This is a genomic window from Enterobacter sp. A103 (genome assembly GCF_034427535.1).
In the GTDB taxonomy this organism is placed as follows: domain Bacteria; phylum Pseudomonadota; class Gammaproteobacteria; order Enterobacterales; family Enterobacteriaceae; genus Enterobacter; species Enterobacter asburiae_B.
Genome location: NZ_JAXQPQ010000013.1, coordinates 57,710 through 81,757, shown reverse-complemented (window position 1 = coordinate 81,757; position 24,048 = coordinate 57,710). Strand labels below are relative to the sequence as shown.

Annotated in this window: 21 protein-coding genes and 1 pseudogene; 5 read left to right on the top strand and 17 right to left on the bottom strand. The window is 56.6% G+C overall.

What is annotated here, in order from left to right; genetic code table 11:
* Positions 1 to 171 precede the first annotated feature (171 nt).
* The 4 genes and pseudogenes from hemG to pepQ form a co-directional block, all read right to left on the bottom strand.
* On the bottom strand, positions 172 to 717 hold the full coding sequence (gene hemG, locus SPH27_RS21405) for a menaquinone-dependent protoporphyrinogen IX dehydrogenase (protein ID WP_048980580.1): 546 nt from the start codon (positions 715 to 717) through the stop codon (positions 172 to 174).
* Between the two features lie 10 nt (positions 718 to 727).
* Positions 728 to 2,179, bottom strand: coding sequence for a Trk system potassium transporter TrkH (gene trkH, locus SPH27_RS21400; RefSeq protein ID WP_023309600.1), 1,452 nt, complete (start codon positions 2,177 to 2,179; stop codon positions 728 to 730).
* 40 nt (positions 2,180 to 2,219) lie between these two features.
* Entirely contained in the window at positions 2,220 to 2,834 is a 615-nt protein-coding gene (locus tag SPH27_RS21395) for an IMPACT family protein (RefSeq protein ID WP_029739673.1), read from the bottom strand.
* Positions 2,834 to 4,226 (bottom strand): annotated as a pseudogene (gene pepQ, locus SPH27_RS21390) (Xaa-Pro dipeptidase). Before pepQ ends, SPH27_RS21395 begins: the two are co-directional and overlap by 1 nt.
* A gap of 190 nt (positions 4,227 to 4,416) precedes the next feature.
* Here pepQ and fadB point away from each other — a divergent pair.
* Together fadB and fadA are read left to right on the top strand one after the other, a co-directional pair.
* Positions 4,417 to 6,606: a fatty acid oxidation complex subunit alpha FadB gene (fadB, locus tag SPH27_RS21385; protein WP_182072591.1), complete on the top strand. Its 2,190-nt coding sequence runs from the start codon at positions 4,417 to 4,419 to the stop codon at positions 6,604 to 6,606.
* Between the two features lie 9 nt (positions 6,607 to 6,615).
* On the top strand, positions 6,616 to 7,779 hold the full coding sequence (fadA, locus tag SPH27_RS21380) for an acetyl-CoA C-acyltransferase FadA (RefSeq protein WP_008501515.1): 1,164 nt from the start codon (positions 6,616 to 6,618) through the stop codon (positions 7,777 to 7,779).
* Positions 7,780 to 7,961: 182 nt separating this feature from the next.
* Here fadA and fre read toward each other — a convergent pair whose 3' ends face one another.
* Both fre and ubiD read right to left on the bottom strand, forming a co-directional pair.
* Positions 7,962 to 8,663, bottom strand: a complete 702-nt coding sequence (fre, locus tag SPH27_RS21375) for an NAD(P)H-flavin reductase (protein ID WP_008501516.1) — start codon at positions 8,661 to 8,663, stop codon at positions 7,962 to 7,964.
* A 42-nt stretch (positions 8,664 to 8,705) separates the two neighbouring features.
* Positions 8,706 to 10,196: a 4-hydroxy-3-polyprenylbenzoate decarboxylase gene (gene ubiD / locus SPH27_RS21370; RefSeq protein ID WP_161496003.1), complete on the bottom strand. Its 1,491-nt coding sequence runs from the start codon at positions 10,194 to 10,196 to the stop codon at positions 8,706 to 8,708.
* 173 nt (positions 10,197 to 10,369) lie between these two features.
* Between ubiD and rfaH the strand changes: the two genes are divergently transcribed.
* Complete coding sequence (gene rfaH, locus SPH27_RS21365) at positions 10,370 to 10,861, top strand: transcription/translation regulatory transformer protein RfaH (protein ID WP_182072593.1); 492 nt, start codon at positions 10,370 to 10,372, stop codon at positions 10,859 to 10,861.
* Here the strand turns inward: rfaH and tatD are convergent.
* The 9 genes from tatD to udp form a co-directional block, all read right to left on the bottom strand.
* Positions 10,858 to 11,640: a 3'-5' ssDNA/RNA exonuclease TatD gene (tatD, locus tag SPH27_RS21360; protein ID WP_182072595.1), complete on the bottom strand. Its 783-nt coding sequence runs from the start codon at positions 11,638 to 11,640 to the stop codon at positions 10,858 to 10,860. The genes rfaH and tatD overlap by 4 nt on opposite strands.
* Positions 11,641 to 11,681: 41 nt before the next feature.
* On the bottom strand, positions 11,682 to 12,452 hold the full coding sequence (tatC, locus tag SPH27_RS21355) for a Sec-independent protein translocase subunit TatC (RefSeq protein ID WP_023309607.1): 771 nt from the start codon (positions 12,450 to 12,452) through the stop codon (positions 11,682 to 11,684).
* Between the two features lie 2 nt (positions 12,453 to 12,454).
* Positions 12,455 to 12,997, bottom strand: coding sequence for a Sec-independent protein translocase protein TatB (gene tatB, locus SPH27_RS21350; RefSeq protein WP_182072597.1), 543 nt, complete (start codon positions 12,995 to 12,997; stop codon positions 12,455 to 12,457).
* A gap of 3 nt (positions 12,998 to 13,000) precedes the next feature.
* Positions 13,001 to 13,255 (bottom strand): Sec-independent protein translocase subunit TatA, encoded by a 255-nt coding sequence (gene tatA, locus SPH27_RS21345; RefSeq protein ID WP_024908000.1) that lies wholly within the window; start codon positions 13,253 to 13,255, stop codon positions 13,001 to 13,003.
* A gap of 76 nt (positions 13,256 to 13,331) precedes the next feature.
* Positions 13,332 to 14,972, bottom strand: coding sequence for a ubiquinone biosynthesis regulatory protein kinase UbiB (ubiB, locus tag SPH27_RS21340; RefSeq protein WP_029741825.1), 1,641 nt, complete (start codon positions 14,970 to 14,972; stop codon positions 13,332 to 13,334).
* Positions 14,969 to 15,574, bottom strand: coding sequence for a ubiquinone biosynthesis protein UbiJ (ubiJ, locus tag SPH27_RS21335; RefSeq protein ID WP_033146889.1), 606 nt, complete (start codon positions 15,572 to 15,574; stop codon positions 14,969 to 14,971). The genes ubiB and ubiJ overlap by 4 nt, the downstream gene beginning before the upstream one ends.
* A gap of 13 nt (positions 15,575 to 15,587) precedes the next feature.
* Positions 15,588 to 16,343, bottom strand: coding sequence for a bifunctional demethylmenaquinone methyltransferase/2-methoxy-6-polyprenyl-1,4-benzoquinol methylase UbiE (gene ubiE, locus SPH27_RS21330; protein ID WP_023309612.1), 756 nt, complete (start codon positions 16,341 to 16,343; stop codon positions 15,588 to 15,590).
* Between the two features lie 66 nt (positions 16,344 to 16,409).
* Positions 16,410 to 17,867: a DNA recombination protein RmuC gene (gene rmuC / locus SPH27_RS21325; RefSeq protein ID WP_182072599.1), complete on the bottom strand. Its 1,458-nt coding sequence runs from the start codon at positions 17,865 to 17,867 to the stop codon at positions 16,410 to 16,412.
* A 139-nt stretch (positions 17,868 to 18,006) separates the two neighbouring features.
* Positions 18,007 to 18,768, bottom strand: coding sequence for a uridine phosphorylase (gene udp / locus SPH27_RS21320; protein WP_003860792.1), 762 nt, complete (start codon positions 18,766 to 18,768; stop codon positions 18,007 to 18,009).
* Between the two features lie 255 nt (positions 18,769 to 19,023).
* On the opposite strand from udp, the gene SPH27_RS21315 reads away from it, so the two are divergent.
* Positions 19,024 to 19,830, top strand: a complete 807-nt coding sequence (locus tag SPH27_RS21315; protein ID WP_048976905.1) for a dienelactone hydrolase family protein — start codon at positions 19,024 to 19,026, stop codon at positions 19,828 to 19,830.
* Between the two features lie 46 nt (positions 19,831 to 19,876).
* Here SPH27_RS21315 and metE read toward each other — a convergent pair whose 3' ends face one another.
* Positions 19,877 to 22,138, bottom strand: a complete 2,262-nt coding sequence (gene metE, locus SPH27_RS21310) for a 5-methyltetrahydropteroyltriglutamate--homocysteine S-methyltransferase (protein ID WP_182072601.1) — start codon at positions 22,136 to 22,138, stop codon at positions 19,877 to 19,879.
* A gap of 115 nt (positions 22,139 to 22,253) precedes the next feature.
* On the opposite strand from metE, the gene metR reads away from it, so the two are divergent.
* Positions 22,254 to 23,207 (top strand): HTH-type transcriptional regulator MetR, encoded by a 954-nt coding sequence (metR, locus tag SPH27_RS21305; protein ID WP_023309616.1) that lies wholly within the window; start codon positions 22,254 to 22,256, stop codon positions 23,205 to 23,207.
* Here the strand turns inward: metR and SPH27_RS21300 are convergent.
* Positions 23,095 to 23,994 (bottom strand): carboxylate/amino acid/amine transporter, encoded by a 900-nt coding sequence (locus SPH27_RS21300; RefSeq protein ID WP_182072603.1) that lies wholly within the window; start codon positions 23,992 to 23,994, stop codon positions 23,095 to 23,097. The genes metR and SPH27_RS21300 overlap by 113 nt on opposite strands.
* Positions 23,995 to 24,048: the final 54 nt, after the last annotated feature.

The following is a 24,048-nucleotide window of genomic DNA, read 5'->3' as shown; positions in this document are numbered from 1 at the left end:
TTACGCTTTCCCGCTTCAGAGTCAAGTGATTAATTTCGCTTTTCTCTGCTGACCCGGCGGCGTGTGTGCCGTTGTTCCGTGTCAGTGGAGGCGCATTATAGGGAGTTATTCCGACGTGACAAGCATAAAATACAAAAAACTTTTCGTTCGCTCACTTTTCAAACTTAACGCTTATTTATGTCGCGAATCGCCCGTTAAATGTGCGATTTCCCGCGCAAAACTGGCCACCTGCGACCAGTCGGTATAAACCACTTCTTTACGCGTATCGGTTTCACCCCCCGTCATCTTCATAATGAGGCGGATCATAAAGCGGTCATACCAGCGGTAGCGAGGGTAACGCAGCGCGCCGGCAAAGACGGCGCACAGGTCTGGCTGCCACGGCGAGCTGAGTAAAAACTTGCGCGTGTAGCTGTTGGTCTGCGGCGTACGCTTCTCGGCTTTACGTGCGACCAGGTTGACCGAGTAAAACGCACCAGGCAATTTGTTGAGCACCGCCGTGTGCTTTTTCACAAAGCGATCCAGCGCCGGATGGAAATGCCCGTAACGAATTGACGCGCCAATTACCACGCGATCGTACTCCTGCCAGGCAATCTGCTCCGCACGGTTCAGGTTCACCACATCAGAGTAAATACCCAGCTCTTTTAATTCCGACGCCAGACAGGCGGCAATCTCACGCGTTTGTCCGTCTCGCGTAGAGAAAAGAATCAATGTTTTCATCAACGGCTCCTTACTCGCGCCAGAATGTAGGGGTGAACAGCACCAACAGCGTAAAGACCTCAAGACGACCAAACAGCATATTGGCGATGAGGATCCATTTCGCGACCGGGTTCATGCTGGCAAAGTTATCCGCCACAACGCCCAGGCCGGGCCCGAGGTTATTCAATGTCGCTACGACGGACGCAAAGGCGGAGAAATCATCCACCCCCGTCGCGATAATCGCCAGCATACTGACGATAAAGACCAGCGCATACGCCGAGAAGAATCCCCACACCGCTTCGAGGATACGTTCCGGCAGCGCGCGGTTCCCGAGTTTGATGCTGTAAACCGCGTTCGGGTGGACTAGGCGCTTCAGCTCACGGTTCCCCTGCTTAAACAGCAGCAGAATACGAATTACCTTCAGGCCGCCGCCCGTAGAACCCGCACAGCCCCCGATAAATGCCGAGCATAAAAGCAGCACCGGCAGGAACAGCGGCCAGCGCGCGATGCTGTCCGTGGTAAACCCGGCGGTCGTCGCCATTGATACCACCTGGAAGAACGCCTGATTTAGCGTGGTCAGCGCGGAGTTGTAGACATCATGGAACCACAGCACCAGGGTACAGATGATCACCAGCGTAAGCTGGACGCCAATGAACATGCGGAACTCAGGGTCACGCCAGTACACTTTCAGGCTGCGCCCGCTCAGTAAAGAGAAGTGCAGGCCATAGTTACAGCCTGAAATCAGCAGGAAAATGGCAATAATGGTGTTAATCGTTGGACTGTCGAAGTAGCCGACGCTGGCATCATGGGTGGAGAACCCGCCGATAGCGATCGTCGCAAAGCTGTGTCCGATGGCGTCGAAAGCCGGCATCCCGGCAAACCATAGCGCCAGCGCACAGGCTACCGTCAGTAATACATAGATAAGCCAGAGGGTTTTCGCCGTCTCGGCAATACGCGGACGCATTTTGTTATCTTTCAGCGGCCCGGGCATTTCGGCGCGATAAAGCTGCATGCCGCCAACGCCCAGAATAGGAAGAATAGCCACTGCCAGGACGATGATCCCCATCCCCCCGAACCACTGCAGCATCTGGCGATAAAAGAGAATGGCGTGCGGGAGTGAATCCAGCCCCACCAGCGTCGTCGCCCCGGTGGTTGTTAAACCGGAGAACGATTCAAAAAAGGCATCCGTGATGCTCAGGTTAGGCTGTTCAGAGAAGATGAAGGGCAGCGAACCGACGCTCCCCAGCACCGTCCAGAACAGGACCACAATCAGAAATCCTTCGCGAGATTTCAGCTCACCTTTCTGACGACGGTTTGGCCACCACAGCAGCGAGCCGATCGCCAGCGCGACAAAGAAGGTCTGGGTAAATGCCCGCCCCGCGCCGTCCCGGTAGATAAGCGCCACCAGTCCTGGGAGAATCATCGTCCCGGAAAAGAGTATGACCAGCAGTCCAACGATTCGGGTTATGGCACGAAAATGCATCTCTGCCGCTTCCTTTGGTATTCAAAAAAGTGAGGTGGGATTATTCTTCAATCGGCAGCAATTGCAACGAACCACGACTAAAATCAGCCAGTTTTGCTGAAAAAGCAGCCAGCTCCGCCTGAGGAAGCGCCACGCGTAATTGCACCATTGCCTGGTAATCACTGTGCGCAATCACGCCGTTAAACTGTTTGAGCAGCGTTTCAATGCCCGATAGCTGAGCGTAATCGCACAACAAAGTATATTCAGTGAGCGGCGTTTTGCGGATAGTTGTGAGCATATTCAGTGCCTGCTGAACTCCGCCGCCATACGCTTTTACCAGCCCACCCGTGCCCAACAGGATGCCGCCGTAGTAGCGCACCACCACGGCGGTAATTTCACCCACGCCGCTGCCCATCAGCTGCGAAAGCATGGGTTTACCGGCCGTGCCTGCCGGTTCACCGTCATCGGAAAACCCCAGCTGTTGCGAATCATCAGGCGGCCCTGCCACCCACGCCACGCAGTGGTGACGCGCGTCAGGATGCTCAGCCCGAACGGACTCGACAAACGCCTTTGCCGCCTCTACGCCGTCGGTATGCGCCAGCAGCGTAATAAAGCGGCTTTTCTTGATTTCCTCAACAAAGGTGACCGGTTCAGCCGGTATCAGCCAGCTTTCCATCAGGCCAGCTTCAGGTCTCGCGTCATATTCTCGATACCGTTTTCGTGAACCACAACGTTATCTTCGATGCGAATACCGCCAAACGGCTTCAGCGCGTCAATTTTTTCCCAGTTGAAGTGTTTGCTGAACTGGNATACCGCCAAACGGCTTCAGCGCGTCAATTTTTTCCCAGTTGAAGTGTTTGCTGAACTGGCCTTCACGCCACGGCGCCAGCAGGGATTCGATAAAGTAGATCCCCGGTTCAATCGTCAACACCATACGCGGCTCCAGAATACGGGTGCAGCGCAGGTAAGGATATTTAGACGGTGCCGCCAGGTGCGTCCCGGTGTCATCCTGCATAAAGCCCGCAACGTCGTGAACCTGCAGGCCCAGCGGGTGACCGATACCGTGCGGCATGAATGGCCCGGTCAGATCGTTCTCGACCATCGCCTCTTCGCTCATGTCTTTCACAATCTGATGTTTACGCAGCAGTTTTGCGATGCGCTGATGGAACTGGATGTGGTAATCCACATAGCTGGTTCCCGCCTTCATGGTGCCAATCAGCGCCAGCTGTTCATCGTTCACGTCTTTAATCAGCTGCGCGAAATCGGTATCCGCATTCGCCGCCCAGGTACGGGTCAGGTCGGCCGCGTAACCGTTGTACTCGGCGCCTGCGTCAAGCAGGAAGCTGCGCATCTCCGACGGTGCGTGGTGATCCAGTTTGGTGTAGTGAAGCACGGACGCGTGCTCATTCAGCGCGACGATATTGCTGTACGGCACGTCGGTATCACGGTGGCCTGTCGCGGTCAGATAGGCCTGATTGATGTCGAACTCGCTCATCCCCGACTGGAACGCTTCGTGCGCGGCACGGTGGCCATTCACCGCCGTTTTTTGCGCTTCACGCATGCAGTAAAGTTCGTAGTCGGTTTTATACGCGCGGTAATAGTGCAGGTAATCCAGCACCCCTTTCGGATTGAGTTTGTCTGCCGGAATATCCAGACCCAGCGCGCGCTCCGGAACAGGGCCAATATAGGCGATGTTGCCCCGCGCGGCAGGCAGCTGGCTGCCAATGCCGTCCGCTTTCGGCAGTGCAATCACATCAATCTCTTCCGTCCAGAAAGAGGTCGGCAGCGGTTCTACGTTGTGCCAGTAATCGACCGGCAGGTAGAACCACAGTTTCGGCTTGTTCACGCCATCCACCAGCAGCCAGCAATTTGGAACCTGAGTCACCGGCACCCAGGCTTTAAACTGCGGGTTTACCTTAAACGGATAAGCGTGGTCATCCAGAAAGGTATTCATCAGCTCGCCGGAGTGGATCAGCAGCGCATCCAGCTTAAAGCGGGCCAGTACATCGCGGGTACGTTCCTGTAGGGTAACGATATGATTTTTATAAAGCGAAGCCAGTGAGTCCATCATTCTTCCTTTCGTTTTTTTGACCTCAAGTCATCGCATCTTAGCACACCTCACTCCGGCTGCGTGATTTCCACCGACCGTGATCAATGCAGCATTTTCTTAATGAGTAATTTGCATTTTATTAACATAAATCCCACACTCCGATTCATCTGGTATGACCAGATCCAATTGCTGGATTCAGGAGACTGACATGCTCTACAAAGGCGACACCCTGTACCTCAACTGGCTGGAAGATGGCATTGCCGAACTGGTGTTCGATGCTCCCGGCTCAGTGAACAAGCTTGATACCGCGACGGTGGCCAGTCTTGGCCAGGCGCTGGATGTTCTTGAAAAACAACCTGAATTAAAAGGGCTGCTGCTGCGTTCGAACAAAGCGGCCTTTATTGTCGGTGCCGATATCACCGAGTTTCTTTCGCTGTTCCTGGTCCCGGAAGAACAGCTGAGCCAGTGGCTGCACTTTGCCAACAGCGTCTTTAATCGTCTGGAAGATCTGCCTGTCCCGACCATTTCCGCCGTTAACGGCTATGCGCTGGGCGGCGGCTGCGAGTGCGTACTGGCGACCGACTACCGTCTGGCGACGCCGGACCTGCGCATCGGCCTGCCGGAAACCAGGCTGGGCATCATGCCGGGCTTTGGCGGCTCCGTGCGTATGCCGCGCATGCTGGGTGCCGACAGCGCGCTGGAGATCATTGCCGCAGGTAAAGATGCCGGCGCAGAACAGGCGCAGAAAATCGGCCTGGTCGACGGCGTCGTGAAGCCAGAGAAACTGGTTGAAGGCGCACTCGCCATTCTGCGTCAGGCCATTAACGGCGATCTCGACTGGAAAGCCAAACGCCAGCCGAAGCTGGAGCCGTTAAAACTCAGCAAGATTGAAGCCACCATGAGCTTTACCATCGCCAAAGGCATGGTGATGCAGACGGCGGGTAAACACTATCCTGCGCCGATCACGGCGGTGAAAACCATTGAAGCCGCGGCCCGTCTCGGTCGCGACGAGGCGCTGAAGCTCGAAAATCAGAGCTTTGTCCCGCTGGCGCACACCAATGAAGCCCGCGCGCTGGTCGGTATCTTCCTCAACGATCAGTTCGTGAAGGGTAAAGCCAAACAGCTGACTAAAAACGTTGAGACGCCAAAACATGCGGCGGTACTTGGTGCGGGCATTATGGGTGGCGGCATCGCTTACCAGTCGGCCTGGAAAGGCGTGCCGGTAGTGATGAAAGACATCAGCGAGAAATCTCTGACGCTGGGCATGACCGAAGCGGCCAAGCTGCTGAATAAACAGCTGGAACGCGGAAAAATTGACGGGCTGAAGCTTGCAGGCGTGATCTCCACCATTCAGCCTGTGCTGGAATACAGCGGTTTCGACCGTGTGGACGTGGTGGTCGAAGCCGTCGTCGAGAACCCGAAAGTCAAAAAAGCGGTGCTGGCAGAAACGGAAGACAAGGTTCGTCCTGAGACCGTGCTGGCCTCTAACACCTCCACCATTCCAATCAGCGAACTGGCGAGCGTGTTGAAGCGTCCGGAAAACTTCTGCGGGATGCACTTCTTCAACCCGGTACACCGTATGCCGCTGGTCGAAGTGATCCGCGGGGAAAAAACCTCTGACGAAACCATCGCTAAAGTGGTGGCATGGGCCAGCAAGATGGGCAAAACGCCGATCGTTGTTAACGACTGCCCGGGCTTCTTCGTCAACCGCGTGCTGTTCCCTTACTTCGCCGGCTTCAGCCAGCTGCTGCGCGACGGTGCGGACTTCCGCAAAATCGACAAAGTGATGGAAAAACAGTTCGGCTGGCCGATGGGCCCGGCGTATCTGCTGGACGTGGTCGGCATTGATACCGCTCACCACGCTCAGGCGGTGATGGCGGCAGGCTTCCCGCAGCGTATGCAGAAAGATTATCGCGACGCCATTGACGCTCTGTTCGACGCTAACCGCTTCGGCCAGAAAAACGGCCTGGGCTTCTGGCGCTATAAAGAAGACAGCAAAGGCAAACCGAAGAAAGAAGAAGATGCCGTGGTGGACGGCCTGCTGGCCGATGTAAGCCAGCCGAAACGCGACTTCACCGACGATGAGATCATCGCCCGCATGATGATCCCGATGATCAACGAAGTGGTGCGTTGCCTTGAAGAAGGCATCATCGCCAGCCCGGCAGAAGCCGATATGGCGCTGGTGTACGGCCTGGGCTTCCCTCCGTTCCACGGTGGCGCGTTCCGCTGGCTGGACACGCTCGGCAGCGCCCGCTATCTCGATATGGCTCAGCAGTATCAGCACCTCGGCCCGCTTTATGAGGTGCCGGAAGGGCTGCGTAACAAAGCGCGCCATAACGAACCCTACTATCCAGCAGTTGAGCCAGCCCGTCCGGTTGGCGAGCTGAAAACGGCTTAAGGAGTCACAATGGAAAAGGTTGTCATTGTTGATGCGATTCGCACCCCGATGGGCCGTTCAAAAGGCGGTGCATTCCGTAACGTGCGTGCGGAAGACCTCTCCGCGCATCTGATGCGTAGCCTGCTGGCGCGTAACCCGGCGCTGGATCCTGCTGCGCTGGACGATATCTACTGGGGCTGCGTGCAGCAGACCCTGGAGCAAGGTTTCAACATCGCCCGTAACGCGTCGCTGCTGGCGGAGATCCCGCATTCGGTTCCGGCTGTCACCGTGAACCGCCTGTGCGGTTCATCAATGCAGGCGCTGCACGACGCGGCGCGGATGATCATGACCGGTGATGCGCAGGCCTGCCTGGTGGGCGGCGTCGAGCACATGGGGCACGTGCCGATGAGCCACGGGGTCGATTTTCATCCTGGCATGAGCCGTAACGTGGCGAAAGCCGCGGGGATGATGGGCCTGACTGCCGAGATGCTCTCTCGTCTGCACGGCATTAGCCGTGAAATGCAGGATGCCTTTGCCGCGCGCTCTCATGCTCGCGCATGGGCGGCGACGCAGTCCGGTGCCTTTAAGAATGAGATCATCCCGACCGGCGGCCACGACGCAGACGGCGTACTGAAGCAGTTCAGCTACGACGAAGTCATCCGCCCGGAAACCACCGTAGAAGCGCTTTCTACCCTGCGCCCTGCGTTTGATCCGGTCACCGGTACGGTAACGGCAGGTACTTCGTCGGCGCTGTCAGACGGTGCCGCCGCGATGCTGGTGATGAGCGAAAGTCGCGCCCGCGAGCTGGGCTTAACGCCTCGCGCACGGGTACGTTCGATGGCGGTCGTGGGCTGCGATCCTTCAATCATGGGTTACGGCCCGGTTCCGGCCTCGAAGCTGGCGCTGAAAAAAGCGGGATTAACCGCCAGCGACATCGACCTGTTTGAAATGAACGAAGCGTTCGCCGCGCAGATCCTCCCGTGCATTAAAGATCTGGGGCTGATGGAGCAGATCGACGAGAAGATTAACCTCAACGGCGGCGCGATCGCCCTCGGCCACCCCCTGGGCTGCTCCGGGGCGCGTATCAGCACGACGCTGATTAACCTGATGGAACGCAAAGATGCCCAGTTTGGTCTGGCAACGATGTGTATCGGGCTGGGTCAGGGTATCGCGACGGTGTTTGAGAGAGTGTAAATCAGGAAAAGTATCTCAAAGCCAATGGCGTCAGAACAAGGCGGCAAGCGAGCGAATCCCGATGAGCTTACTCAAGTAAGTGATTCGGGTGAACGAGCGCAGCCAACGCAGTTATGGCGTCATTGGCGAAGAGAAAGAGTTTAGTTGCCGTTCTTCCCGCCTGTCAGGGGCGGGTTTTTTATTTAAATGAAGGCAAACGCATCGCCAAACAGGCGGTCTTCACGAGCGTCACGTTCGTTGCAGAACAGGTCGCGGGCAATTTTCGCCATCTCAAAACGGCCAGCAATGTAGATATCGTGCCCTGCCAGCGTGCCGTGATCCTGCAGCACCGCCGTCAGCACCGTCCCGCTGCGACCACGCCAGCCCTCTTCCGGCTGCTCGACCACCGGCTCAATGCGCAGGTTAGGATGGGTTACGCTCAGCGCTTCCAGCTCAGACAGGTCGTACAGATGTTTCTCTTCGCGGCCACCCCAGTAAATGGTGATGTCACGGTCTGGATTACGCGCCAGGGCGGTCAACAGAATAGAGCGCACATAAGAGAAGCCCGTACCGCCAGCGATCAGGATCAGCGGACGGTCTTCGTCATCGCGCAGCCACGCATCGCCGTGCGGAATATCCACCACGATTTCACGTTCCTTCAGGATCCGATCCATCACCGCCATCGCATACAGGTTAAGCTCTGACGCACCAATATGAAGCTCAATAAATTCCTGCTCCGCTGGCGTTGAGGCCATAGAGAAAGGACGCTTATCACGCTCATCCATCACAACCATCAGGTACTGACCCGCGCGGAAAGAGAATGGCGCTTCTGGCACTAAACGGACGCGATATACGGTGTCGGTGATGGCATCTACCGAGGTCACTTTACAGCTTAAGGTTGTCATTCGCTCTCTCTGTCGGGAAGTCTATAGGGCTTAACGGTCAGCTCAGGGTTTACCGTTATTCATTATGGCCAGCTCGTCCCAGATCGCGTCAATTCGCGCGGTCACTGCAGGATCTTTTTTGATCGGGCGACCCCATTCACGGTCGGTTTCGCCAGGCCATTTATTTGTGGCATCCAGTCCCATCTTTGAGCCAAGGCCGGAAACCGGCGAGGCAAAATCCAGGTAATCTATCGGCGTATTTTCGACTAACACCGTATCGCGCGCCGGGTCCATTCGCGTGGTAATGGCCCAGATTACGTCATTCCAGTCGCGGGCGTTAACGTCATCATCGCAGACAATAACAAATTTGGTATACATAAACTGGCGCAGGAAAGACCATACGCCCATCATCACGCGTTTAGCATGACCAGGATACTGCTTCTTCATCGTGACCACCGCCATGCGATACGAGCATCCTTCAGGCGGCAGATAAAAATCAACAATTTCCGGGAACTGCTTTTGCAGGATCGGCACAAACACTTCATTCAGCGCCACGCCCAGCACCGCCGGTTCATCCGGTGGACGTCCGGTATACGTGGAGTGATAAATCGCATCTTCACGCTGCGTAATGTGCGTCACGGTAAACACCGGGAAGTTATCCACTTCGTTGTAATAGCCGGTGTGGTCGCCGTAAGGGCCTTCTGGCGCCATTTCACCCTGCTCGAGGTAACCTTCCAGCACAATTTCCGCACTGGCCGGAACTTCGAGATCGTTAGAGATACACTTCACGACTTCGGTTTTCGTTCCGCGCAGCAGGCCTGCAAATGCATATTCAGAGAGCGTATCCGGCACCGGCGTGACGGCTCCCAGAATGGTGGCCGGATCGGCGCCTAAGGCGACAGACACCGGGAAACGCTCCCCCGGATGCGCAGCGCACCACTCCTGGAAATCCAGCGCGCCGCCGCGATGCGACAGCCAGCGCATGATCAGTTTATTCTTGCCAATCAACTGCTGGCGGTAAATACCGAGGTTTTGCCGCTCTTTGTGCGGGCCGCGCGTAACGGTCAGCCCCCAGGTGATCAGCGGAGCGGCATCTTCAGGCCAGCACTGCATGATGGGGATTTTAGTCAGATCTACCGCATCGCCTTCCAGCACTTTCTGCTGGCACGGCGCGCCGCGCAGGCGTTTGGTGGGCATGTTCAGCACCTGCTTAAACTGCGGCAGCTTGTCGAACAGATCGCGGAAGCCTTTCGGTGGCTCCGGCTCTTTCAGAAACGCCAGCAGTTTACCGACTTCACGCAGCGCAGAGACGTCTTCCTGCCCCATTCCCAGTGCAACACGACGCGGTGTACCAAACAGGTTGCACAGCACCGGCATAGAGTAACCTTTCGGATTTTCAAACAGTAATGCGGGGCCACCGGCACGCAGGGTGCGGTCAGCAATTTCTGTCATCTCCAGATAAGGATCGACAGGAAGTGTAATACGTTTGAGTTCACCCTGCTTTTCCAGCAGCGTCAGGAAGTCGCGGAGATCGTGGTATTTCATGCAGTTAATCATGGCCTCTCTGTAAGCGCTTCATTATACGGCGTAAGCCTGCTTGATGCTGTAATTTTGTTAAATAAGCGTGAAGTTATGCGTTCTGTTCCATTTTCCCCCATTATAATCAACTTAGCGATCCCGCCAGGGTTTTGATATGCTTGCGCCCCGAACTAAGGGAAAGAGTGATTATGCAGGCCTGGTATTTACTGTATTGCAAACGCGGGCAACTTCAGCGCGCGCAGGAACATCTTGAACGTCAGTCTGTAAATTGCCTGACACCCGTGATCACGCTTGAAAAAATGCAGCGCGGGAAGCGCACGACCGTTAGTGAGCCGTTGTTCCCGAACTACCTGTTTGTGGAGTTCGACCCGGAAGTCATCCACACTACCACCATCAGCGCAACGCGCGGCGTCAGCCACTTTGTTCGTTTTGGCGCACATCCGGCAACGGTTCCGTCGACGGTCATTCATCAGCTGTCGATTTATCAACAGCCTGAAGGGATCACCGACCCCGACACCCCTTACACGGGCGATAGCGTCGTGATTACCGAAGGCGCTTTCGAAGGCCTGCAGGCGATTTTTGCCGAGCCGGACGGGGAAGCGCGCTCTATGCTGTTGCTCAATCTGCTGAACAAGCAGGTGCTGCAGAGCGTTAAAAACACCGACTTCCGCAAGCTTTAAACGTTTATCCCGAACAGATTACGCACGTTGTCATCCGTCTGCGCCGAAAGCCAGTGCGGATCCTCTCCGCGCCACTTCGCGACGCTCTCAACAATGTGCCCCAGATACGCGGGCTCATTTCGCCGCGATGCCGGTTTGGGTTTCATATCGCGCGGTAGCAGATAAGGCGCATCGGTTTCAAGGAGCAGCCGGTCAGCCGGGATTACCGGCAACAGCTCACGAAGTTCAAGCCCGCGACGCTCATCGCACACCCAGCCGGTAATACCCAGATAAAGCCCTCGCGCCAGGCAATCCAGCGCTTCCTGCCGTGAACCGGTGAAACAGTGCAATACCGCGCCGGGCAGTTTCTCCAGCCACGGATCCAGAAGTGCCAGGAAACGCTCATGCGCGTCGCGGCAGTGCATAAATACGGGCATTCCAAGCTCTGCCGCCAGCGCAAGCTGGGCAGTAAACGCCTTTTCCTGCTCTTCAGGCGTGGAAAAGTTACGGTTGAAATCGAGACCGCATTCGCCGATCGCCACAACGTCTGGCGTCTTTGCCAGCCTGTACAGGGTGTCGCCACTTTCTACGGTCCACTGGCTGCTGTCGTGAGGATGCACGCCAGCAGTAGACCAACAGCGATCGTATCGTTGCGCCAGCTGCTGCGCCTGCTCGCTCTCATGCAGGTTGGTGCCCGTCAGCAGCAGTCCTTTCACCCCGGCGGCAAACGCGCGCGCAACCACCTCATCACGGTCTTTCGCAAACTGCGAGCTGGTCAGGTTGAGTCCGATATCAAACATGCAAATCCCCATATAACAACCGCCCTGACGGGCGGCTGGTTTTACTCTTCAGTGGTCTTGTCGGACGTATCGTCTTCGTCATCCGCTCGACGTCCTTTACCCACGTAGAAACGCGAGAAGAAAACGCCGACCTCAAACAGACAGTACATCGGTATGGCCAGCAGCGTCTGCGAGAACACATCCGGCGGTGTCAGAAGCATGCCGACAACAAAAGCGCCCACAAGGATATACGGACGCTTCTTACGCAGGTCATCCGGGGTCGTTACTCCTACCCAGCAGAGCAGCACAATAGCCACCGGCACTTCGAATGCCACGCCAAACGCCATAAACAGCGCCATCACAAAGCTGAGGTAGCTGGCGATATCCGTCGACACCTGGACCCCTTCCGGCGCGGTATGCGTCAGGAAGCCGAAGGCCAGCGGGAAGACAACGAAATAGGCAAACGCCATGCCGATATAGAACAGCAGCGAGCTGGACACCAGCAGCGGGATCACCAGCTTGCGTTCATGCTTATACAGCGCGGGCGCCACAAACGCCCACACCTGGTAAAGAATGACCGGCGCAGAGGCAATCAACGACACCCAGAAGGTCAGCTTGATGGGGGTAAAGAACGGCGAAGCAACGTCTGTTGCAATCATCGTTGCGCCCAGCGGCATCTGCTTGATCAGCGGCGCAGAGACCACCTGATAGATATCGTTGGCAAAATAGACCAGGCACAGGAATATGAGTAAAACCGCAATAATGCAGTTTAACAGGCGCTTACGCAGCTCAATGAGGTGCGTAATCAGCGGTTGAGTATCATCTACTGCCATGTTTACGCTTTATCACTCGACGAGGGGGATGATTCGGAAACAGACGCAGCGGGCTTCACTTCCGCCGTTTTTACTACCGGCTCTTCCGGCTGCGCCTGTTTTTTCACTTCGGTTTCCTGAGGCGTCTGTTCTGGCGCGGCAGCCTGATGTTCAGCGCTGGCAGGCGTTACGCCCTCGCGCTGCTCCTCGCTGCCCTTCACCACCGGGTTATGGATGGTGTTCGCTTCATCGCTCGCTTTTTCAGGATCGTTAACGCTATAGGAGCGCTTCATCGATTCTGCCGCTTCGCGCAGCTCATCCATTGACGCTTTCAGTTCCGGCGTCAGGTTATCCATGCTCGCCTTCTCGACCTTTTTCAGGCTTTCCTGAAATTCCTGCAGCTTAAGCTCCTGCGCCAGTTCATTCTGAACGGTCGATGCCAGCGATCTCAGCGCACGAACCCAGCCCGCAACGGTTTTCACTGCCACCGGCAGACGCTGCGGCCCCAGCACAATCAGGCCAATCACAAAGACCAGCAGGAGCTCACTAAAACCAATGTCGAACACGACTTACACCTGCTCTTTATCGTGGCGTTTAGCGTCTTCCTTTTTGGCTTCTTCTTGCTTGTCGGCGATGGATTTAGCAGTAAAGTCAGCGTCCTGGCTGGTTTTATCCTGCTTGCTCTCATCATCGCTCATCGCTTTCTTGAAGCCTTTGATAGACGCGCCCAGATCGGAACCAATAGAACCGAGCTTTTTGGTGCCAAACAGCAGCACGACGATGACGGCAATGATCAACAATTGCCAGATACTGATACCACCCATACATGTTCCTCAGGGATAGATGATTAATGAGTCAGGCCGCATTATACGTATGCGACCCGTCGATAGCGACGCACGCTCAGCGCGTTTTTCGCCAGCCTGCTAGCCAGACTACCACTCCGCCAGCCATCAGCCAGGCGGGCATCATCTGCCAGTCCGGACGGTTGATCAGCAGCAGCGTACCGCTCAGCAGCAGCGTTGCGCCAATCCCAAAGAGATAGCGTGACTGCCCCTGGCGAACACGGCTGGACTGAAGTTCGCGGGCGATTTTATCCATGCTGTGCTGAAGGTTCTTGCTCTGACGCAAACTGTCATAAACCAGTTCAGGAATTTCAGGCATTTTTTCTATCCAGAACGGGCCTTTCTCTTTCAGCGAGCGCACCAGCGCCGGAATGCCAACCTGATCCTTAATCCAGGATTCAAGGAAAGGTTTCGCGGTCTTCCACAAGTCTAACTGAGGATAGAGCTGTCGGCCTACACCCTCAACGTAAAGTAATGTTTTCTGGAGTAAAACTAGCTGTGGCTGAACTTCCATATTAAAGCGGCGAGCCGTGTTGAACAGGTTTAACAGCACATGCCCGAAGGAAATTTCCGCCAGCGGTTTTTCAAAAATCGGTTCACAAACGGTCCGGATCGCGAACTCGAACTCTTCGACGTTGGTGTCCGGCGGCACCCAGCCGGAATCGACGTGCAGCTCGGCCACCTTACGGTAGTCGCGGTTGAAAAACGCGATGAAGTTCTCAGCCAGATACCGTTTATCTTCTTTGTTCAGCGACCCCACAATCCCGCAGTCGATACCGATATACTTCGGATCCTCAGGATGTTCGTAGCTCACGAAGATATTGCCCGGATGCATGTCCGCATGGAAAAAGCTGTCGCGGAACACCTGGGTAAAGAAGACCTGTACGCCTCGTTCAGCCAGGAGCTTCATGTTCGTTCCCTGTTTCTCCAGGGCGACCACATCCGAAACCGGAATACCGTAGATACGTTCCATCACCATCATGTTCTGGCTGCAGTAGTCAGAATAGACTTCAGGTACATAGAGCATCGGGCTGTTTTCAAAGTTGCGACGCAGCTGAATGGCGTTTGCCGATTCGCGCAGCAGGTTAAGCTCATCAATCAGCGTTTTTTCATATTCCCGCACCACTTCCAGTGGACGAAGGCGACGCCCGTCCGGCAGCAAGCGTGGCACCCAGCGCGCCAGCCGATAAATCAGCTTCATGTCCGCTTTGATGACTGGCAGGATGTCCGGACGAATGACTTTAATAACGACTTCTTTGCCGTTTTCTTTCAGACGCGCGGTGTGCACCTGCGCGATAGAGGCCGATGCCAGTGGCTTAATGTCGAAATCGTCAAACCAGGTCTCGACGGGGACATTTCCCATCGCCTCTTCAATTTGCTTTTTCGCGCGCGCGCCGTCAAACGGTGCGACGCGATCCTGCAGCATCGCAAGCTCATCGGCAATCAGAGGCGGGAAGAGATCGCGGCGGGTCGACAGCATCTGTCCGAATTTAATCCAAACCGGGCCGAGCTCCTGCAGCGCCAGGCGCAGACGCTCACCCAGCGGTTGACCTTTATGGCGATTGGGCATCCAGAAGAGCATCCGCCGCCAGATACGAAGCGGCAGCGTGATACGCATTTTGGGGATAAGCTCGTCGAGCCCGTAGCTCAAAAAGGTGCGAATAATAAAATAGAGGCGCCGAATTTCACCAGGCGTCATTTGCCCTCCAGTTTTTCCAGCCGTTTGGTTAACGCATCAACCGCACGTTCAACAGCAGCGGTCTCTTCCGCAAACCATGCAACTTCCAGTGGCCCAGGCGCCATTCGCCACTCCTCAGTCAGCACTTCCGCCGCATAGCGTTGCTGGCGCTGAAGGTTTTTACGCGCAAAGGAGGCGCCACCATGAAGGATTTTCCCGATGCCTTCGGCGGCAATGTCGCCGATAAAAGGCGCGAGCAGCTCTGCCGGGTCGAACTCCGCCAGATCGGTGAGCGCAACGAAGTTCTGCACGACCTGAATGTCGCCTTCCACTTCCAGCTCACCGCTGCGGATAAGCGCCGTTAATTGCTGGCGATCGCGCAGTTTTGGCAGCACGCTCATGTGCGTGATGACCGAGCAGTCGGCTTCACCTTCCCACGCCCCCAGAACGTCAAGCTGGCGTTCGCTGAATACCAGCACAAGCGGCGTCGAGAACTCTTTTAAAACAATACGTAATACCTTTCCGTTAAGCCGCTGACGTGCAGCTTTCAGCGCAGGGGCGCGATACAGAAAAGCGTTCAGTACATTCTCGATGCCTGCGGAGACTAAGGGTTTAAAGGGCACGGGACACCTCCACTCAGAATTTGTAACCGCGATGCAGCGCGACGACACCCGCCGTCAGGTTGAAATATTCAACGTTCTCAAATTCCGCGTCCTGCATCATGGCTTTTAATGTGTCCTGATCCGGGTGCATACGGATAGATTCCGCCAGATAGCGGTAGCTTTCAGCGTCGTTAGCCACCAGCTCACCAATACGCGGCAGCACGTGGAAGGAATAGGCGTCGTAGGCTTTGCTCAGCGGCTCAATGATCGGTTTAGAGAACTCGAGCACCAGCAGACGTCCACCCGGCTTCAGCACGCGGTACATGGAGCGCAGCGCTTTTTCTTTATCGGTCACGTTACGCAGACCGAAAGAGATCGTGATGCAGTCAAAGGTATTGTCCGGGAATGGCAGCGCTTCAGCATTTGCCTGTACATACTCCACATTCCCCACCACGCCGATGTTACGCAGCTTTTCGCGTCCCATTTTCAGCATGGAGTCATTAATATCGGCGAGAACTACGCGACCGGTTTCGCCCACCAGGCGGGAGAATTTCGCGGTTAAATCGCCCGTACCACCGGCTAAATCCAGCACCGTTTGTCCACGACGTACGCCGCTGCAGTCAATGGTGAAGCGCTTCCACAAGCGATGAATGCCGAACGACATCAGGTCATTCATCACATCGTACTTCGCCGCCACGGAATGAAATACGTGGGCCACCATGTCAGCTTTCTGCGCTTTGGCGACAGTCTGAAAGCCAAAGTGCGTTGTGTCTTGTGAATCGTCAGCCATCTCAGAGCCTGCTTATCAGTAAAATGTTCGTGAAGTGTAACAGATTGGGCGCGTTTGCCCTACGTTTCAACCACCGCGAAAGAAACGCGCTGGAGTCTCGTCTGGTGATAAATCCGCCGCTAACGTATTGTCTTCACTGTTTGTATTTTGTTCGTCCGCACCTTCTCGCAGTCGAAACTCGTCGTCCTGGGCGGTGGCCTGTTCGACCAATTCCGGATTAATCTCGCGTTTAACCTCAACCCCCAGGCTGCGGAATGATTCGGCCTGTGCCAGCAAATTGCCGCGTCCGGAGGCGAGTTTTTTCATCGCCTGGCGATAGTTATCCTGCGCACGATCCAGGCTCTGCCCGACTGAGGACATGTCGTCCACGAAGAGGCGCATTTTGTCATACAGCTTGCTGGCACGATCGGCAATCTGCTGCGCGTTGCGGCTCTGGTGCTCGTAGCGCCACAGGTTCGCAATGGTGCGTAACGCCACCAGCAGCGTGGTGGGGCTGACCAGCATAATGTTATTTTTGAGCGCTTCGGTGATAAGCTCGGGCTGTCTGTCGAGTGCCAGCAGAAACGCGGGTTCTACCGGGATGAACATCAGGACATAGTCCAGCGAGCGCAGCCCCGGCAGCTGCTGGTAGTCTTTTCTGCCAAGCAGGCGAATATGATTACGCACGGAGGCAATGTGCTCCAGCAGCGCAGACTCGCGGGTGTAGTCATCGTCCGCATTAAAGTAACGTTCATACGCCACCAGCGTCATTTTGGCGTCAATCACCACATCTTTACCCTGCGGCAGCCGAACAATCACATCCGGCTGCATGCGAGAGCGGGCATCGTTTTCAATACTCACCTGCGTTTCGTATTCATACCCCTCCCGCAGACCAGAGGCCTCCAGCACGCGGGTCAGCACCACTTCTCCCCAGTTGCCCTGGGTTTTGTTATCCCCTTTCAGCGCGCGGGTCAGGTTGACCGCTTCCTGCGCCATTTGTGCATTCAGCTGCTGGAGATTGCGAATCTCATGCGCCAGCGTGTGCCGCTCGCGGGCCTCCTGCCCAAAGCTGTCCTGCACCTGACGGCGGAAACCGTCCAGCTGTTCGCGCAGCGGCGTCAGCAGGCTGTTGAGGCTCTGGCGGTTCTGTTCGTCAACGCGGCGGTTGCTGTGCTCAAAAATTCGGTTGGCGAGGTTCTCAAACTGTTCGCTGAGGCGCTGCTCGCTGTTGATCATCTGGCGGATTTTGTCTTCCGCATGCAGCTGGGTGGATTCAAGGCGGGTGGTCACTTCGCGGAGATCGGCCTCCAGCGAGGTGTTAATGTCTCGCAGGTTACGCAGCTCGTTGTTAAGCAGTTCGCACTCGTCGCGCCAGTGTTCGCTCAGAGCAAGCTGCTGTTTTGCCGCGCTTAAATCGGCGACCATCTCTTCTCGCTCGGCCAGCTGGTCGGCCTTCTGCTGCGCATGCTGGTAGCTGGAAATGAGCCAGCCAATCCCTAAGCCCACCAGCGCAATCACCGCGTAAATCAGGATCGAGATATCCACAATGCCCCCTGCATCAACGTATTACCCGCACAAAATAGAATTGTGCTGTATAAACGTCCAGTTTGAAAGGGTTTTCCTGCGAGGCGCTACGCAAAAAATAAAGGCCGAACGCGTCGGCCTTTGATTTCAGAAGAGAGGATTAGATCAGGCGACGCGCGGCTTCCACCACGATTTTCACCGCATGACTTTCGGTCTGCTTCATGGTTTCGGCGTTCGGGATCTCCTGCTGGGTACGGTTGACGATAACGCCCGCCACCATACCGGCACGCAGACCCTGGCTTGCGCACATGGTCAGCAGCGTTGCGGATTCCATTTCGTAGTTCATCACGCCCATGGACTGCCACTCTTCCATTGAACCTTTGAAACGGCTTACCACGCGGCCTGAGAAGGTGTCGTAACGCTCCTGGCCCGGGTAGAAGGTGTCGGAAGAGGCGGTTACGCCCACGTGGGTGGTTGCGCCCACGGATTTCGCGGCTTCAACCAGCGCGGTGGTGCATTCGAAATCAGCCACTGCCGGGAATTCCATCGGTGCAAAGTGCAGGCTTGCGCCGTCCAGACGAACGGACGCGGTCGTGACCAGCACGTCGCCGACATTGATGTGCGGCTGGATAGCGCCGGTGGTGCCGATACGCAGGAAAGTACGAATGCCCAGCTGTGCCAGTTCTTCAACAGCAATAGACGTAGACGGACCACCGATACCGGTAGAGCACACGATCACCGCTTTGCCATCCAGCTCTGCGCGCCAGGTGGTGAACTCACGATGGGCAGCCAGCTTGACCGGCTTATCCATCAGCGCGGCGATCTTTTCCACACGCTCAGGATCGCCAGGGACGATAGCGAGCGTAGCCCCTTGTAAATCGTTTTTGGTGAGGCCGAGATGAAAAACATCAGACTTAGACATAGGTGACTCCTCTGTGGGTCGGTTAGTCAGAAGAAGTAAAACGGTACTTTACAGAAGCAGTAAGCATATTTTCGTGACACACCTCACCATGAATGAAAATGATTACATTGAATTTCCATAAAAAAGTGATTCACATCACATTAACAAGTTATATCGCCAGGTGCTGCACAAAAGATAGACCGTTTAAGGCACTGTGAGTTGTTAACCTGGTGTCTATATTTACCTTTGCGCTAACTCATTGGTACGGAGAATGCCATGACTGAAAAAATCGGTTTTGCACCTGCTGCGGCCCCACATGCTTCAACCATCGTGTCGACGCCAGAAGCGGCAATTACCGCGGGCGAGACCTCCATTCCCTCGCAGGGGGAGAATATGCCTGCTTATCACGCACGGCCAAAATCGGCAGACGGTCCGCTGCCCATCGTGATTGTGATTCAGGAGATATTTGGTGTTCACGAACACATTCGCGACCTCTGCCGCCGGCTGGCGCTGGAAGGGTATCTGGCCGTTGCGCCAGAGCTCTACTTCCGTCAGGGCGATCCGAACGACTACAGCGATATTCCAACATTGCTCAGCAACCTGGTCAGTAAAGTCCCGGACGCGCAGGTGCTGGCCGATCTCGATCACGTCGCCAGCTGGGCGGCGCGCAACGGCGGCGATCCGCATCGTCTTCTGGTCACCGGTTTCTGCTGGGGCGGACGCATTAGCTGGCTGTATGCCGCGCATAACCCGCAGCTCAAAGCCGCTGTCGCCTGGTACGGCAAACTGGTGGGTGAGAAAACGCTGAATTCACCGAAACATCCCGTCGATATCGCCACGGAGCTAAACGCCCCCGTGTTAGGGCTTTACGGCGGTCAGGACACCGGTATTTCGCTGGATTCGGTAGAGACCATGCGCCATGCGCTCCGTGCGGCCAATGCGAAGGCGGAGATCGTGGTGTATCCGGATGCCGGGCACGCGTTTAACGCCGATTATCGTCCGAGCTATCACGCAGAATCAGCCAAAGATGGCTGGCAGAGAATGCTGGCGTGGTTTAGCCAGTACGGCGGTAAGAAAGCGTAATAAAAAAAGCCCGGTGGCGGCTATGCCTTACCGGGCCTACGCATCATCAAGCCTGACGCAGGTTCTGCGCCGCCTTCACCATGTTCGCCAGCGCCGCGCGCGTCTCCGGCCAGCCGCGGGTTTTCAGTCCGCAGTCCGGGTTCACCCACAGGCGCTCTGCCGGAATGCGCTGGGCCGCTTTTTTCAGCAGGGCTTCAATCCACTCCACGCTCGGCACGTTCGGGGAGTGAATGTCGTACACGCCCGGCCCGATTTCATTCGGGTAGTCGAACTCTTCAAACGACTCCAGCAGCTCCATGTCTGAACGCGAGGTCTCGATGGTGATCACATCGGCATCCAGCGCGGCAATCGAATCCATGATGTCGTTGAATTCGCAGTAACACATGTGGGTGTGGATCTGGGTGTCGTCCTTCGCCACCGCGGCGTTGATGCGGAACGCCTCCACGCCCCACTGCAGGTAGGCATCCCAGTCGCTGCGGCGCAGCGGCAAGCCTTCGCGCAGGGCCGGTTCGTCAATCTGAATAATGCCAATGCCTGCCGATTCCAGATCCGCCACCTCATCACGCAGCGCCAGGGCGATCTGTTTGGCGATGGTTTCACGAGTCACGTCTTCACGCGGGAACGACCAGCAGAGAATGGTCACCGGACCGGTGAGCATCCCTTTTACCGGCTTGTCGGTCAGGGACTGGGCATACTTCGCCCACTCCACGGTGATCGCTTCCGGGCGGCTGACGTCACCGATAACCACCGGCGGCTTCACGCAGCGGGAGCCGTAGCTCTGCACCCAGCCGTTCTGGGTAAAGACAAAGCCGTCCAGGTGCTCGCCAAAGTATTCCACCATGTCATTACGTTCGGCCTCGCCGTGCACCAGCACGTCCAGCCCCAGGCGTTCCTGCTCGATAATCGCCTGCTTGATGTGTTCGGCGATGCCGGTGCGATAGTGATTCGCATCCAGATTGCCCTTCTTGAAGTCCAGACGCAGGCCGCGTATCTCCGTAGTTTGCGGGAAAGAGCCAATTGTGGTGGTCGGCCACGCAGGCAGATTAAAGCGGGCGCGCTGCGCTTCGGCGCGCACCTCGTAAGGGCTCTGCCGCTGGCTGTCCTGAGCGGTGATGACCGCCAGGCGTTTTTCCACCGCCGGGTTGTGCACGCGCGCCGAGTGACGACGCGCCTGGATCGGGGCGCTCCATTCGGTAATCGCCGCCGTGTCGCCGCTGTTCAGCGCGTCGCGCAGCAGCGTCAGCTCTTCACATTTTTGCAGGGCGAAGGCAAACCAGCTTTTCACCTCGGCATCCAGACGCGTTTCCACGCTCAGATCGATCGGGCTGTGCAGCAGCGAACAGGACGAGGCCACCCACAGCTCACGTTTGCCGACGATGTCTTTGATTTGCGCGTATTTCTCGGTGAGATCGGCGCGCCAGACGTTACGGCCGTTGATCAGCCCGGCAGAGAGCAGCCAGTCCGCTGGCAAACGCTTGTGCAGCTCCGCCATATCATCTTTACCGTGTACGAGGTCAACGTGCAGGCCCTGGACCGGCAGCGCGGTAATGGTCTTCAGGTTCGGCGTCACGCCTTCAAAATAGGTCGTCAGCAGGAGTTTTACCTGACCGGTGAGCGCGTCATACGCCGGTTTTAAGGCATCGAGCCAATCCTGCGGCAGCTCAAGCACCAGCGCCGGTTCGTCGATTTGCACCCACTGAATGCCGCGTTTGCCCAGCTCACTCAGCACCTGTTTGTAGACCGGCAGAATATCCTTCAGCAGGCTGAGTCGGTCAAACGGCTCGCCCTTTACTTTTCCCAGCCACAGGTACGTTACCGGCCCGAGCAGCACCGGCTTCACCTGGTGGCCCAGCGCCAGCGCTTCATCCACTTCGTCCAGAAGCTGCGTCCAGGTCAGCCTGAACTGCTGGCCTTTGACGAACTCCGGCACCATATAGTGATAGTTGGTGTTAAACCACTTGGTCATTTCCGCCGCTGCCGCTGGCTCACCCGTCGGCGCGCGGCCACGGCCGATGCGGAACAGGGTATCGATATCTACCGATCCATCTTTGTTCTGATGACGAGCCGGCACGTTGCCAAGCAGCAGGCTGGTCGTCAGAACATGGTCGTACCAGGCGAAATCGCCCACCGGCAGCAGGTCAATGCCCGCCTGTTTTTGCTGATCCCAGTGGCGGGCGCGCAGCTCGCGTCCTGCCGCCAGCAGTTCTTCGCGGGTGGCATTACCCGCCCAGTAGCTTTCTTGCGCTTTTTTCAGCTCGCGACGCAGGCCGACGCGAGGGAAACCGAGAGTGTGATTGCGGATTGTCATGGTGTGCCCCTTGTGAAATTCGTTATTTAGACGTCCAGATGTTTACACTTCTATAATTGGCAGGTACTGTATATTCCTCAAGCGCAATATGTTCATGGCGAAGTGAAGGACTTTCATGATCGAGATTAAACACCTGAAAACGCTACAAGCGTTGCGGAACTGCGGTTCGCTCGCGGCGGCTGCGGCCACGCTGCACCAGACCCAGTCCGCCCTTTCTCACCAGTTCAGCGATCTGGAACAACGCCTCGGCTTCCGTCTTTTTGTGCGTAAGAGCCAGCCGCTACGCTTTACGCCGCAGGGTGAAATTCTTCTTCAGCTGGCGAATCAGGTACTGCCTCAAATCGCGAGCGCGCTGCAGGCGTGTAACGAACCGCAGCAGACCAAACTGCGCATCGCCATTGAGTGCCACAGCTGTATTCAGTGGCTGACCCCCGCGCTTGAGAACTTCCGCCAGAAGTGGCCGCAGGTGGAGATGGACTTCAAATCCGGCGTGACCTTTGACCCGCAGCCGTCGCTGCAGCAGGGCGAGCTGGATCTGGTCATGACCTCTGACATCCTGCCGCGCAGCGGCCTGCACTATTCGCCGATGTTTGATTATGAAGTGCGCCTGGTGCTGGCGCCGGACCACCCGCTGGCCGCCAAAACGCGCATCACGCCGGAAGACCTGGCGACAGAAACGCTGCTGATTTACCCGGTCCAGCGCAGCCGCCTGGATATCTGGCGCCACTTCCTGCAGCCGGCAGGCATTAGCCCGCAGCTGAAAAGCGTGGATAACACCCTGCTGCTGATTCAGATGGTGGCGGCCAGAATGGGTATCGCGGCGCTGCCGCACTGGGTGGTGGAGAGTTTTGAACGCCAGGGTCTGGTGCAGACCAAAACCCTGGGTGAAGGATTGTGGAGCCGACTGTACGCCGCCGTGCGCGATGGCGAGCAGCGTCAGCCGATTACGGAGGCGTTTATTCGCTCAGCGCGGAACCACGCGTGCGACCATCTTCCGTTTGTGCGGAGCGCGGAGCGACCCATCGGCGATGGACCCACAGCGAAGCCAGGATCACCGCTCCCCCAATAATAAAGCTCGGCCAGTGCGGCTGTTGCTGCCAGATGGCGAGGTTGACCAGCAGCCCTGCCGGAACATGCACGTTGTTCATGATCCCCAGCGTACCGGCGTCTACCTGCGTAGCGCCGTAGTTCCACATGAAGTACCCCAGCCCTGACGCCACTACGCCCAGCCAGACCAGAACGCCCCACTGCACGGCGGTGGTCGGCAGTTTTTGCGGGTTGCCGAGCATAAACCACGCCGCCACCGCGACAATCGCGGCGCCCATATAGAACCAGGCAAACGCGTTATGCTGCGGCATCGGACGGGTTTCCATCAGGCGTTTGTAGCCCACCATGCCGATGGCGAAGCTGATGTTGGCGAGCTGGACGAAAATCAGTCCGGTCCAGAAGTGATCGCTGACTTTGTCATAGCGAATAATCGCCGCGCCGATCACCGCCAGCGCGGCGCTCAGCAGGTATCCCCAGCGCAGACGGCGTCTGCTGAGCAGGTCGTAAATCAGCGTGATATAGAGCGGCGTCAGCACGGTAAAGAGCAGGAATTCAGAGACGGACAGGTAGACGTAGGCCCGGAAGCTGAACAAATACATGATGCCTAGCTGCATCGCCCCCACCAGCATATACAGCACAATCGTTTTCAGCGATTGCCCGCGCTTGCGCAGAAACGGCAGGAAAACCAGCGCCGCCAGCCCCACGCGCATCAGCACCGAGAAGTAGCTGTCGACCGAACCGGCAAGGTATTCGCCAATCAGGCTAAAGGAGAAGGCCCACAGGATAGTGGTGATAATGAGTAGCGCCACAATGCTTGTCTCTCAGAAAGAAGGAGAGGCATTGTAGCGAACTCTTTAGTTGAC